The sequence below is a fragment of the Cellulomonas oligotrophica genome (genome assembly GCF_013409875.1).
GTDB classification, from domain to species: Bacteria; Actinomycetota; Actinomycetes; order Actinomycetales; family Cellulomonadaceae; genus Cellulomonas; species Cellulomonas oligotrophica.
Genome location: NZ_JACCBK010000001.1, coordinates 1,620,027 through 1,632,850 on the forward strand (window position 1 = coordinate 1,620,027; position 12,824 = coordinate 1,632,850).

The 12,824-nt window shown below is 75.1% G+C and carries 12 protein-coding genes; 4 read left to right on the top strand and 8 right to left on the bottom strand.

Features of this window, described 5'->3' with window-relative positions:
* Positions 1–12: 12 nt before the first annotated feature.
* From BKA21_RS07175 to BKA21_RS07185, 3 genes are all read right to left on the bottom strand, one after another.
* Positions 13–1,305, bottom strand: coding sequence for an LCP family protein (locus BKA21_RS07175; protein ID WP_140457605.1), 1,293 nt, complete (start codon positions 1,303–1,305; stop codon positions 13–15).
* Positions 1,306–1,474: 169 nt separating this feature from the next.
* Entirely contained in the window at positions 1,475–2,779 is a 1,305-nt protein-coding gene (gene purD, locus BKA21_RS07180) for a phosphoribosylamine--glycine ligase (protein ID WP_140457606.1), read from the bottom strand.
* A 50-nt stretch (positions 2,780–2,829) separates the two neighbouring features.
* A complete protein-coding gene (locus BKA21_RS07185) occupies positions 2,830–3,423 on the bottom strand; it encodes a helix-turn-helix domain-containing protein (protein ID WP_140457607.1) in 594 nt (197 codons plus the stop codon).
* Positions 3,424–3,500: 77 nt separating this feature from the next.
* Here BKA21_RS07185 and BKA21_RS07190 point away from each other — a divergent pair, with 77 nt between their 5' ends.
* Positions 3,501–4,763 carry an MFS transporter gene (locus BKA21_RS07190; RefSeq protein WP_140457608.1) on the top strand — a complete coding sequence of 421 codons (1,263 nt, stop codon included), beginning with the start codon at positions 3,501–3,503 and terminating at the stop codon, positions 4,761–4,763.
* Positions 4,764–4,792: 29 nt separating this feature from the next.
* Here BKA21_RS07190 and BKA21_RS07195 read toward each other — a convergent pair whose 3' ends face one another.
* A complete protein-coding gene (locus BKA21_RS07195; protein ID WP_140457609.1) occupies positions 4,793–6,079 on the bottom strand; it encodes an adenylosuccinate synthase in 1,287 nt (428 codons plus the stop codon).
* A 174-nt stretch (positions 6,080–6,253) separates the two neighbouring features.
* The gene (locus BKA21_RS07200) at positions 6,254–6,670 is read right to left on the bottom strand and encodes a DUF3151 domain-containing protein (protein WP_140457610.1); all 417 of its coding nucleotides are present in this window, start codon (positions 6,668–6,670) and stop codon (positions 6,254–6,256) included.
* 202 nt (positions 6,671–6,872) lie between these two features.
* On the opposite strand from BKA21_RS07200, the gene BKA21_RS07205 reads away from it, so the two are divergent.
* Positions 6,873–7,238, top strand: a complete 366-nt coding sequence (locus BKA21_RS07205; RefSeq protein ID WP_140457611.1) for an STAS domain-containing protein — start codon at positions 6,873–6,875, stop codon at positions 7,236–7,238.
* Between the two features lie 24 nt (positions 7,239–7,262).
* On the opposite strand, the gene BKA21_RS07210 is transcribed toward BKA21_RS07205, so the two are convergent.
* The gene (locus BKA21_RS07210; protein ID WP_239072709.1) at positions 7,263–9,341 is read right to left on the bottom strand and encodes an ATP-binding SpoIIE family protein phosphatase; all 2,079 of its coding nucleotides are present in this window, start codon (positions 9,339–9,341) and stop codon (positions 7,263–7,265) included.
* A 115-nt stretch (positions 9,342–9,456) separates the two neighbouring features.
* Between BKA21_RS07210 and BKA21_RS07215 the strand changes: the two genes are divergently transcribed.
* Complete coding sequence (locus BKA21_RS07215; RefSeq protein WP_370510980.1) at positions 9,457–9,885, top strand: STAS domain-containing protein; 429 nt, start codon at positions 9,457–9,459, stop codon at positions 9,883–9,885.
* Positions 9,886–9,989: 104 nt separating this feature from the next.
* On the opposite strand, the gene fbaA is transcribed toward BKA21_RS07215, so the two are convergent.
* Entirely contained in the window at positions 9,990–11,009 is a 1,020-nt protein-coding gene (gene fbaA, locus BKA21_RS07220; protein WP_140457613.1) for a class II fructose-bisphosphate aldolase, read from the bottom strand.
* Positions 11,010–11,143: 134 nt separating this feature from the next.
* Here fbaA and BKA21_RS07225 point away from each other — a divergent pair, with 134 nt between their 5' ends.
* Positions 11,144–12,094, top strand: a complete 951-nt coding sequence (locus tag BKA21_RS07225) for a DUF4916 domain-containing protein (RefSeq protein WP_140457614.1) — start codon at positions 11,144–11,146, stop codon at positions 12,092–12,094.
* Here BKA21_RS07225 and BKA21_RS07230 read toward each other — a convergent pair.
* Positions 12,041–12,799: a TrmH family RNA methyltransferase gene (locus BKA21_RS07230; RefSeq protein ID WP_140457615.1), complete on the bottom strand. Its 759-nt coding sequence runs from the start codon at positions 12,797–12,799 to the stop codon at positions 12,041–12,043. The genes BKA21_RS07225 and BKA21_RS07230 overlap by 54 nt on opposite strands.
* Positions 12,800–12,824: the final 25 nt, after the last annotated feature.

Sequence of the window (12,824 nt, forward strand, 5' to 3'; positions counted from 1 at the left end):
GCCCCGGGGCGGTCAGCCGCAGACGGCGGCGTCGGGGTCGACCGCCGTGGTCGTCCCGAGGACCGGAGGGGCCGGGGCCTGCGGGGCGGTGCCGTCGGTCGTGCCGTCGTCCGCCGGTTCGCCCGCCGTGCCGTCGTCCACGGGGTCGTCCGCAGTGCCGTCCCCGTCCGGTCCGGCGGGTGAGCCGGTGGCCGTCGCGGTGGGCTCCGGCGCCGGCTCGACGAGCGGCTGGTCGGCGAGCAGCCGCTGCCAGAGCACGTCGGCGTCCGACGTCCACTCCACCCACCCCTCGGCGTCGTACCGCCAGGGCACCGTGACGAACGTGACGTCCTGGGGGCGCAGCTCGCGCATGCTCCACACCAGGCCCATGACCTGCGAGCCGGACAGCTCGGAGGACACGGTCAGCGAGGACGTCGCGGCGTCGACGAACGACAGCGTCGCCGCCGGGGACGTGAGCACCTCGGACCCTGTGACCTTGCGGACGAGCGCACCGAGGAACTTCTGCTGCCGCTCGATGCGCGACAGGTCGGTGCCGTCGGTGCCCTCGACGTGACGGGCGCGCACGTAGTCCAGCGCCTGCTGGCCCAGCAGCACGTGCCGTCCGGCAGGCAGGTTCAGCGCCGTGTACCGCCCGTCGACGAGGGGCTCGGGGACGCACACCTCGACGCCGCCGACGGCGTCGACCATGCCCTGGAACCCGGCGAAGTCCACGATCATGAAGGCGTCGACCTCGACACCGGTCATCTCCCGGACCGTGAGGGCCGTGCACGCGGCGGCCAGCCCGACGTCGCCGGACAGCGCCCCGGTCGCGAAGGCCGCGTTGAACTTGTCCTCCCGCGGGCTCGACATGCCGCCGGCGGTGTCGACGGGGCACGCGGGGATGCTCGCGCGGGTGTCCCGCGGCAGCGACGTGATCTCGATGCGCGTGCGGTCCGCGGAGACGTGCGCGAGCAGGGTCGTGTCGGCGCGCATCCCGTCGTCGGCGCCGCCGATCGCGGCGTTCTCGCCGGACCGGTCGTCCGACCCGAGCAGCAGGAGGTCGACGGCACGGCCGTCCCACGGGTCGGGCGCCTGGTCCTCCTCGCCCGACGCGTCGGCGAGGACGTCCGCGACGGAGCCGACGGTGGTGACGTTCGTGCCGACCTGCGACGCGAGGGCGGCGGCCCCTGAGGCACCTGCGGCGAGGGCCCCGACCAGGGCGAGCCCGGCCACGCGCGGCCAGCGCCGCTCGTGGAGGCTCCGGGCGTGCGCCGGGGTCCGCGCGCCCCGGCGCCGGTCGTGCCGACGCTGCTCGTCCTCGCCCATGCCCCGCGCACCCCTGCCCCTGCCGGCCGCCGACCCGCACCCGCGGGCCGCTGGGCCGACGGCCCCGGACGTCACCGTGCCGTGCCGCGACGCCCCACGGGCCCGATCCACCGGACGTTCACAGGGGGTGCACCACAACCCCTCAGCCGGGGCCCGGGCAGGCCCGCGATCAGACGGGCTGCTGCTCCTCGGCCGCGGCCAGCGCGATGTCGGTGCGGTGGTGCGAGCCCGCGAGGTTGAGCTGGTCGACCGCCACGTACGCGGCGCGCCGCGCCTCGGCGAGCGTCTCGCCGACGCCCACGACCGAGAGCACCCGGCCGCCGGCGGAGACCAGCAGGGGGTCGTCGAGCGGGTTCACACCCACGGCGTCCGTGGTCCGCCACGCGGTGCCGGCGTGCAGCACGTGCACCCCGGGAGCGGTGTCAGCGGCCTCCAGGCCCGTGATCGGGTCACCCGTGCGCGGGTCCGCGGGGTACCCGTGCGCAGCGACCACCACGGTGACGGCGGAGTCCGCACGCCAGTGCAGCGGCTCGAGCTCACCCAGGCGCCCCGTGGCGGCCGCGAGCAGGACGCCCGCGAGCGGGGTGCCGAGCCGCGCGAGGACGACCTGCGTCTCGGGGTCGCCGAAGCGCGCGTTGAACTCCACGACGCGCAGCCCCTTGCTGGTCAGCGCCAGGCCGCAGTACAGGACGCCGACGAAGGGGGTGCCGCGGCGCGCCATCTCCGCGACCGTGGGCCGCGCGACCGTCTCGACGACCTGCTCGACGAGGTCGTCCGGCGCCCACGGCAGCGGCGAGTACGCGCCCATGCCGCCGGTGTTCGGCCCGGCGTCCCCGTCGAAGGCGCGCTTGAAGTCCTGCGCGGGCACGAGCGGCACCACGTCGGTGCCGTCGCTGAGCACGAAGAGCGACACCTCGGGTCCGTCGAGGTACTCCTCGACGACCACGGCGGCGCCGTCCTTCTCCAGGCAGGCACGCGCGTGCGCGAGGGCCTCGTCGCGGTCGGACGTGACCACGACGCCCTTGCCCGCGGCCAGGCCGTCGTCCTTCACCACGTACGGGGCGCCGAACGTGTCCAGGGCCGCGGCGACCTCGTCGACCGTCGTCGCGACGCGCGGCTCGGCGGTGGGGACGCCCGCGGCGGCCATGACCTCCTTGGCGAACGCCTTGGAGCCCTCGAGGCGCGCGGCCTGCGCCGACGGGCCGAACACCGGCACCCCGGCGGCGCGCACGGCGTCGGCGACCCCGGCGACGAGCGGCGCCTCCGGCCCCACGACCACGAGGTCGACACCCAGCGACGTCGCGAGCGCGGCCACCGCGGCACCGTCGAGCGGGTCGACGTCGTGCAGCTGCGCCTGCTGGGCCATCCCGGGGTTGCCGGGCGCCACGTGCACCCCGCTCACGTCCGGGTCGAGGGACAGCGTGCGGACGAGGGCGTGCTCACGGGCACCGGTGCCGACGACGAGGATCTCCACGGCGGTCGAGCGTACCGGCCGCTCCGGATCCCGCCCGCCGACGTCCGCGCTCAGGCGTCGGTGCCGGGCGCGGGCAGCGGCAGCACGTTGAAGTAGACCCGCACGCGCCGCCGGTCGCCGGTCGCTCCGGCCGCGGCGCGGGCCTCGGCCTCGGCGGACACCTCGTCGAGCAGGCGCTGGCCGCGGGTCACGAGGTCGACGGCCTCTTCCTCGGTCAGCTCCAGGGTCGTGCTGTAGGCGGCCTGCCCCCGCCGGCCGTGGTCGGTACCGAGCCGCGCCGCCCACTCCCCCAGCGTGCGGGCCTGGTCCGCCACGACCGAGCGGACGAGGGCCTGGGCCTGGGCCGTCGTCGTGGGGTCCGCGAGCATCGCGCCGCCGTCGACCGTGAAGCCGACGGCGCGCCACCAGCGCTCGCGCCCGCCGACGTGCGCGGGGTCGTCCTCGACGAGTCCGTGCCGCTCGAGCTGGCGCAGGTGGTAGCTGGTCTGCCCGCTGGACTCCCCGAGGCGACGGGCCAGCATCGTGGCGGTGGCGGGGCCCTCCTGCAGCGCGCTGAGCAGGGCCATGCGCAGCGGGTGGGTGAAGGCCTTGAGCGCGGACGCGCCGAGCCGGTCGGCAGGCGCGGGGGTGTTGTCGGCAGGCATGTGCAGAGATACCTTTGCAGTCGTTACTTTGCAAAGACTTCCTTGCAAAGATTCCTTCCCACCCTAGCGAGGTCCGCATGAGCACCACCGCACCCGCCCCGCCCCGGCTCGGCCCCCGCTTCCACGCCCTGGTCGCCGCCAGCGGCGCCGCCAACCTCGGCGACGGCGTCGTCCAGGTCGCGGTCCCGCTCCTCGCCCTCGGCCTCACCCGCGCACCCGGGCAGATCGCGATGGTCTCCGCGGCCGCCTGGGTGCCCTGGCTCGTGCTGGGGCTCGTCGCCGGCGTCGTCGTCGACCGCACCGACCGACGCCTCACGCAGACCGTCGCGCTCACCGGCCGCGCCGCACTCCTCGCGGGCGCGACGGCACTGGCCGCCACCGGCCGTCTGACGCTGCCCCTGCTGCTGGTCGTCGTCCTCGCCTACGGCGTCACCGAGGTCCTGGCCGACCTCGCCGCGACCGCACTCGTCCCCCACCTCGTCACCCCCGCCCTGCTTCCCGCGGCCAACGGACGCCTCGTCGCGGTCCAGCAGGTCGCCAACGCCTTCCTCGGCGGCCCGCTCGCCGCCGGGCTCCTGGTGCTCGGCAGCGGATGGGTGCTCGGGGTGCCCGCCGCGCTCGCCGCCGTCGCGGCGGTGGTCCTCCTGCACGGGGTGCCGGGGACGTTTGGCGCCGTGCCCGACGACGCGCACGCGCGGGGCCGGCGCTCCGCCGCCGGCGCGTGGGAGGAGGCCCGGGCCGGGCTCGGGTTCGTCGCGCGGCACCCGGTGCTGCGGCCCGTCGTCCTCGCCGGAGCGGTCGTGAACATGGCCAGCACCGCCTACTTCACCGTGTTCACGCTCTGGGTCGTCGGCCCCGGCTCAGCGGTGGGCATGACGACCCAGACGTTCCCGCTGCTGCTCGTGGGCCTCGCCGTCGGTGCGGTCGCCGGGTCGCTCAGCGCGTCCGGGGCCGCCCGGCGCATCGGCGAGGTCCGCGCGATGGTCGGCGCGTACGGCGTGGCGTTCGCGCTGCTGCTCGTCCCCGTCCTCGTCCCGCACCCGGCCGCCGTCGCCGGCACGCTGGTCGCCGTCGGGGCGCTGAGCGCGGTCGGCAACGTGGTCAACGAGACCCTCCGGCAGCGCGTCGCACCCCCGCACCTCATGGGTCGCGTCACGGGCGCGGGCCGCACCCTCGTCCACGGCCTCATGCCCGTCGGCGCGCTGCTCGCGGGCGCGGTCGCCGAGCGCGCCGGCCTCGCGACCGCGCTCGTGGGCGCGGTCGGGCTCAGCGTCCTCGCCGTCGGCGCGCTCGCCTCCCAGGTCCGCCAGCGCGACCTGCCCGGCCCCGGCGCGCGGTGACGCGCGACGGGGCCCGGGGGCCGTGCCGTTCAGGCCAGGAGGTCGTGGCGGATGATCGTGGCCTCGCGGCCCGGGCCCACGCCGACCGAGGAGATGCGGGTCCCCGAGACGTCCTCGAGGAACTGCAGGTAGCGCTGCGCCGCCTTCGGCAGGTCGTCGACGTCGCGCGCCTGCGAGATGTCCTCCGACCAGCCGTCGAGGTACTCGTACACGGGCTTGGCGTGGTGGAAGTCCGACTGGTCGACAGGCATGTCCTCGACCCGGCGCCCGTCGACGTCGTAGGCCACGCACACCGGGATGCGGTCCCGGCCGGTGAGCACGTCGAGCTTGGTCACCACCAGGTCGGTGAGTCCGTTGACGAGCGACGCGTACCGCACCACGACCGCGTCGTACCAGCCGGTGCGGCGCGGGCGGCCCGTCGTCGTGCCGAACTCCCCGCCGACCTGGCGCAGCCACTCCCCGTCGGCGTCGAGCAGCTCGGTCGGGAACGGGCCCTCGCCCACGCGGGTCGTGTACGCCTTGGCCACGGCGACCACCCGGTCGAGGCGCGTCGGGCCGACGCCGGAGCCGGTGCACGCGCCGCCGGCGGTGCAGGCCGACGACGTGACGAACGGGTAGGTGCCGTGGTCGATGTCGAGCATGGCCGCCTGCCCGGCCTCGAACACGACCGTCTTGCCCTCGTCCAGCGCACGGTTGAGGTAGACGGGCGTGTCGGCGACCATCGGGCGCAGCCGCTCGGCGTGGCGCAGCAGCTCGTCGACCGTCTCGTCGACCGTCGTCGCGCGACGGTTGTAGACCTTCACCAGCAGGTGGTTCTTCTGGTCGAGGGCACCCTCGACCTTCTGCCGCAGGATCTTCTCGTCGAACAGGTCCTGCACCCGGATGCCGATGCGGTTGATCTTGTCCGCGTACGTCGGTCCGATGCCGCGGCCGGTCGTGCCGATCTTGCGCTTGCCGAGGAACCGCTCGGTGACCTTGTCGAGCGTACGGTGGTACGGCGCGATGACGTGCGCGGCCGAGGACACCAGCAGGCGCGAGGTGTCGACGCCGCGGGCCTCGAGCGCGTCGATCTCCTCGAACAGCACGTCGATGTCGACGACGACGCCGTTGGCGATGACCGGCACGACGCCGGGCGTGAGGATGCCGGACGGCAGCAGGTGCAGCGCGTACTTCTCGCCCTCGATGACGACCGTGTGGCCGGCGTTGTTGCCGCCGTTGAACTTCACCACGACGTCGGTGCGCTCACCGAGCTGGTCGGTCGCCTTGCCCTTGCCCTCGTCGCCCCACTGGGCCCCGAGCACCACGACGGCCGGCATGCGGATCACCACTTCCTGCTGCCCTGCGGTGCGGCTCCGCCCGCAGACGGGCGCGAGCGGGCTCGCGGCGCGGGTGACCCGGGCCCGGGCGGCAGTGACCCGGGGCCTGGTGCAGGTTACCCGAGCCGCACCCGCCCGGGCCGGGCGCTCCGCCCACCGGGCGGCCGGACGACGTCAGCGCAGCGCGCGGACCTCGTCGGCCGAGGTCGCGCTGTCCACGAGGAACCGCGCGCAGCGCTCGGCCTCCTCGTGCTCGCCGATCGCGTCGGCGGCCTCCGCGAGCGCCAGCAGCGCCCGCAGGAACCCCTGGTTGGGCTGGTGCGACGCGGGGACGGGCCCCTGGCCGCGCCACCCCGCGCGGCGCAGCGCGTCCAGACCGCGGTGGTAGCCGGTCCGCGCGTACGCGTAGGCCGCCACCGCGTCGGTCTCCTGCTCGGCCAGCAGCGCCCAGGCCAGCGAGGACGCCGGGGTCGCCCGCGCCGCGGAGCGTGCGTCGCCGTCCGCCGCGAGCGCGGCACGCACCGTGGCGTCGGGGCCGTCGGCGGGCAGGAGGGTGGGGGCGGGACCGCCCAGGAGGTCGTGGTGCGTCATGCGCGCAGTCTCGCACCACGCCGGCCAGGGCCCGGCGCGCGCCGACGGACCGGCTGCCGGGCCGCGTCCCGCCCATCGGGTGAACGCCCCTGCCCGGCGTGCGGCCCCGGGTGTGCCCGGTTACAGTCGAACGGCCGACCAACCCGGCGTCCAGGCGCCAGAACTCCCCCTTCACGGTCGGTCACGGAGCACAGGACAGCCCATGATCGAGATCTCGACGTCCTCGACGACCACGACCCTCGTCGTGGCCGGCGACCTGGACCTCGCCGAGCGCGAGCAGTTCCCCGAGGTGACCGCGCGTGTCGTCGGGCTGCGCCGTCAGCTCCTCGTCATCGACATGTGCCGGGTGACGTTCATGGACTCGACCGGTGCGGCGTTCCTCATCTCCCTCGCCGACGCCGGCCGTCGTCGCGGCGGGGCGACCGTGCTGCGCGGCACCGCCGACCGTGACCTGTTCGTCCTGGAGATCTGCGGCGCGCTCGACCTGTTCCGCATCGACCCCGACCACCGGTGCGAGTCCGACGGGGCCGAGCTCCGCGAGCCGCACCAGGCACCCGCACCCGCCTGACGCCCGGGCTCCGCGCCGACGGGGTCAGGAACCCTCGCCCCCCGGACGGGGCAGGGCCCCGGGGCGCACCCGCGCCCACACGACCTTCCCCGCGCGCGAGGGTCGCCAGCCCCAGTCGGCCAGGCGCTCGACGATCGTCATGCCGAACCCGCCGACCCGGCCCGGGTGCCCGTCCGTCGTCACCGGCGGCGTCGGGTTGGCGTCCTCGACCTCGACGCGCAGGCCGTCGCCCGTGTCGTGCAGCTGCAGCGAGACGTGCCCCCACCCGTGCAGCACGGCGTTGGCGACCAGCTCGGACACGACGAGCTCGGCGTTCGACGCGTCGGGCAGGTCCCACGCCTGGCAGGTGCGCAGGACGGCGTGCCGGGCCCGGGCGATCGAGGCCGGCTCGCTCGGCAGCCGCCAGCGCCGCTGCCGCGGGCTGGGCCACCCTCGACGGTCGTCGTGGTCGTGCGGCACCCGCACCACCACGACGGCGACGTCGTCCTCGGGGGCGTCGGCGAGCCGCGCGAGGAGCTCCTCGCCGATCCCCGCGGCGTCGCGCGCCGTCACCTGCGCCGCGACCCCGACGAGCACGGCGAGCCCGTCGCGCAGGCTGCGGTCGCGGCGCTCGACGAGGCCGTCGGTGTAGTAGACGAGCACGTCGCCGGGGAGGAGGTCGACGACGTCGGCCGACCTGCCACCCCCGCCGAACCCGACGAGCGGACCGCCGGTGCCCTGCAGCAGCGACGCCTCCCCCTCGCGCACCAGCAGCACGGGCAGGTGCCCCGCACGCGCCAGCCCCGCGCGCCAGGCCCCCGCGGACCGCTCGAGCACCGAGAGCACCATGCTGGCGGGGCGCGGCACGCGCATGCCCGCCACGAGGTGGTCGACGCGGTCGAGGGCGTGCCCCGCGTCCGTGGCGTCCGCGACGGACGACCGCACCACCGAGCGCAGCTGCCCCATCGCCGCCGCGGCCTCGACGTCGTGGCCGACGACGTCGCCGACGACCACGCCGACGGTGTCGGGCCCGAGCTGGAGCACGTCGTACCAGTCGCCGCCGACCTGCGCGTCGTCGCCGTTCGGCGAGTAGTAGGTCCACACGTCGAGGCCGTCGACCTCGCCCTGCTCGGGGAGCATCGCGCGCTGCAGCGTCTCGGCCAGGCGGTGCTCGCGGTCGTACAGCCGCACGTTGTCCACCGAGAGCCCGACCCGGCGGGCCGTGAGATCCAGCACCGTCCGGGTCGGCGCGTCGAGCCCGGCCGCCCCACCCTCGCCGCGGGGCCGGACGACCAACAGACCGACGGTGCGTCGACGGCCGGGCACGGCGAGCACCAGCGGCGCTGCGCCGTCGGTCGCCTCGCCGAGCCCGTCGACGAGCTGGTCGACGAGCCACGCGGTGGACGAGCCGGCCGGGGCGGGTGCGCCGAGGTCGAGCTCGACGGGGCCGGTCACGCGGCCGGCGAGCAGGTCACCGACCGGGTCGGTGCCCGGCGCGTGGGCGGACGCGGGCCGCGACCGCACCGACGGGCGCCGCGGGTCCAGACCGTCGGCCGCCCACAGCCCGCGGTCGTCGAGGTAGAACCCCGCCCACGCGACGACCTCGCCGGCGAGCAGCGCCGCGATCTCCCGCAGCGCGTGCGGCTCGTCGACGTCCATGACGAGGTCCGAGACCCGGGAGACCAGGGCGAGGGCGCGGCGCTCACGCTGCTCGGCGGCGACGCGCGCCACGTGCTCGGCCCGCTCGCTGCGCAACGCCCGCAGGTCCTCCAGCGCGACGACCCAGGTGGGTCCGTCCACCGGCGCCAGGTGCGCCTCGCACGGCACGTGGGCGCCGTCGGCGCGGCGCAGCACCACCCGCGGGGAGAACGCGACGCCTTCGCGGAGGGCGTCGCGGAGCGTGGCCGGGTCGGGGACGCGCACCCGCGGGTCGGCGAGCACGTCGACGCCCGCGAGGTCCCCGGGGTGGTACCCGGTCGCCGCGTCGAGCGCCGCGTTCGACCACACGACGCGCAGGCCGGCGCCCGCGTCGAGCACCGCCGTCGGCACCGGGGACGCGCCGAGCGCACGGGCGAGGAGGGCGGTGGACGGCCCTCCGGAGGGGGTCGGGCCGACGGACGACACGTCCGACCTCGCGTGGGAGTTGACCACCACCACCTCCGATCGTCTACCGTGCCGAACGGACGGACGGACGCCTCGACCACCCGGCGAGCCCCTCCCCCGTGCCGGAAGGAGCATCGTGCGAGACGGTAACAGCCCCTCCCACGGGGACCCCTCCACGGCCGCCCCGGAGGAGCGCGACGTCGCGGCACCCGCCGCCGGCGAGCCCGGAGCCGTGCAGGTGATCGTCGGGGCCGACCGCACCCGGATCGTGCTCTCGGGCGAGGTCGACGCCGACCTGGGCCCCGAGCTGCAGGAGGCGACGAGCGAGGCCGAGCAGCGCGGCCTGCCCATCGAGGTCGACGCGCACCACGTGACGTTCATGGACTCGTCGGGCGTCGCGTTCCTCGCGCGCCTGTCGATCCGCAGCGAGCACCGCGTGCGCCTGCTGCGGGTGCCCCCCACCGTGCGCTTCCTCCTCGAGGTCACGCGCATCGGCGAGCTCCTGGACGTCGTCGACGACGACAGCAGCGAGCCGTTCGAGCCGGTCGACTCGACCGCGCCCTGACGCAGCCGCCGCGCTGTGCAGCCTGACGGTCGCGCAGCCCACGACGGCAGACGGCCCCGGACCTCCGCGCGGAGGTCCGGGGCCGTCGTGCGTGACGGGTCAGGTCAGAGCTTGTGCCCCGCCGACCGCAGCTGCTGGCACGCCTCGACGATGCGCGCGGCCATGCCGGCCTCGGCCAGCTTGCCCCAGGCGCGCGGGTCGTACGCCTTCTTGTTGCCGACCTCGCCGTCGATCTTCAGGACGCCGTCGTAGTTGGTGAACATGTGGCCGACGACCGGACGCGTGAACGCGTACTGGGTGTCGGTGTCGATGTTCATCTTGATGACGCCGTTGTCGACAGCCTCGGAGATCTCCTCGGCCGTCGAGCCCGAACCACCGTGGAAGACCAGGTCGAACGGGTTCGCCTTGCCGATGGCGTCGCCGACCGTCTTCTGGATCTCGGCGAGGATCGACGGGCGCAGCTTGACCGCGCCGGGCTTGTAGACGCCGTGCACGTTGCCGAACGTCAGGGCCGTCAGGTAGCGGCCCTTCTCGCCGGCGCCGAGGGCCTTGACCGTGGCCAGGCCGTCCTCGGACGTCGTGTACAGCTTCTCGTTGATCTCGGCCTCGTGGCCGTCCTCCTCGCCACCGACGACGCCGACCTCGATCTCGAGGATCGTGCGCGCGGCCTGCGAGAGCTCGAGGAGCTCCGCGGCGACGACGAGGTTCTCGTCCAGCGGGATGTCCGAGCCGTCGAACATGTGCGACTGGAACGTCGGGTTCTCGCCCCGCTTGACCTGCTCGGCCTCGAGCGCCAGCAGCGGCTTGACCCAGGAGTCGAGGTTCTTCTTGACGCAGTGGTCCGTGTGCAGCGCGATCGTGACGCCGTAGTGCTTGGCGACCTCGGTGGCGTAGGCGGCCAGCGCGAGCGAGCCCGCGACGCGGTTCTTGATGGTCGAGCCCGACGCGTACTCGGCGCCGCCGACCGACACCTGGATGATGCCGTCCGACTCGGCCTCCGCGAAGCCCTGGATGGCGGCGGTCACGGTCTGGGACGACGTGATGTTCACAGCGGGGTAGGCGAACTTGCCGGCCTTCGCCCGGTCGATCATCTCGGCGTAGACCTCGGGGGTTGCGATAGGCATCGCGGCATCTCCTGCGCGTAGTCGGATGCGGTACGACCTGAGTCTGCCACCACCGCAGCACCCCGCGTCCGGGACGTCCGCCCCGCCAGCGGGTCGCACGGACATCCAGGCACTGCACGGTCCATGGTGTTGGCATGACACCTGCCTCGTCGGCTGCACCGCTATCCCCGGACGACTGGGCCTGGGCGTCCGACAACCTCCCGATCGTCTGCGCCGACGTCCTGCCGGTGCGCCGCGACGCTCTCGGCCGGGTGGAGTTCGTCGGCCTGATCAGGCGGACGTCCCCCTTCGGGCCCCGTTGGTGCCATGTCGGGGGGCGGGTCCTGCACGGGGAATCGCTCGAAGCCGCTGCCGCTCGCCACGTGCTGAGCACGTTGGCCGGGTCAGACTCCCGGGGGCTTGCACGCGTCCCGTACGCGGTCCACGAGTACTTCCCCGAGCCACGTTCCGGTGCGGGGCACGACCCCCGCAAGCACGCCGTGGCCGCGTGCTTCACGCTGGACGTCCCCGAGGACGCCGCGCTGGAACCCATCGGTGAGGCGACCGACTTCTGCTGGTTCACGGTCGACCGCGTCCTCGACCTCGACGACCGGTGGCCGGGGACCGAACCGGTGATCGCCCGTGCCGTCAGCCCGGCAGGGGGTGCCGACGCGACCATCGCCTACGAGGCTCTCAATGCCCGGCAGGTGTCGCGTGACGAGCTCATGTGGCAGTCACCTGCGCTGGCCATGACAGCGATGGCGTTCCTCCTGACGATCGCGCTAGGTGACGGGCAGGCGTGGCAGCGCGCGCTCGCGGCGCTGCTGTCCGCGGGCGTCGCGGTGGTCAGCGCACAGCTGCTGGCCCGCCACTCCCTGCACTCCATCGACGACGCGGAGGCACTCCTCACGCTTGAGCTCCGCCTCGGGCTGCCGCTGATCCACGCGCGCCCTCCGGCGAACCCGCGCCCGGCCCGAGGACTTGAGGCCCGTCTCGCCCGGTACCGCAGTCGACGTTGGTGGCTGTATGCGCTCGTGTCGTTCGCCGTCGTTTCAGCCGCGCTCGCTGTGCAGCCTCTCGTCTCGATGGTCGTCGCCCCGGAGTAGATCCGGCTCCGAGCGGGGCCGAACGGCGTGCTGCAGCATCCATGAGTGCATCGCGATCGCGGCGGCGGCGCCTGCGTTGAGGGACCGGGTGCTGCCGTGCTGCGTGATGTGCAGCACGACGTCGCAGACCGCCTGGGCCTGCTCGGACAGGCCCGTGGACTCCTGGCCGAGCAGCAGGACGCACGCGCGCGGCACGGCGTACCCCTCGATCGGCACCGAGCCGGGCACGTTGTCCAGCCCGACGACCGGCAGGCGCCCGCCGTCCGGGCCGGCGGTCGACGCCCAGGCCGCGAGGGCGTCGGCGTCCGGGTGGTGGTGGACGTGCAGGTACCGGTCGGTGACCATCGCCCCCCGCCGGTTCCAGCGGCGCCGACCGACCACGTGGACGCCCGCGGCGTTGAACGCGTTCGCGGTCCGCACGACGGAGCCGATGTTGAGGTCGTGGGCCCAGTTCTCGATCGCGACGTGGAACGGGTGCCGGCGGGTGTCGAGGTCCGCGACGACGGCCTCGACCGTCCAGTACCGGTACCGGTCGACGACGTTGCGGCGGTCGCCGTGGGCGAGCAGCTCCGGGTCGTACCGCGGGTCGAGGGCCGACCCCGGGCCGGCGACGCGCGGCCACGCCTCCGGCCCGCCCGGCCACGGGCCGACGCCGACCTCGTCCGGCGGGCCGGCGTCGCGCGGGGCGCCCTCGTGGTCGCTCATCCGCGCATCCTCCCAGCCGCCACGG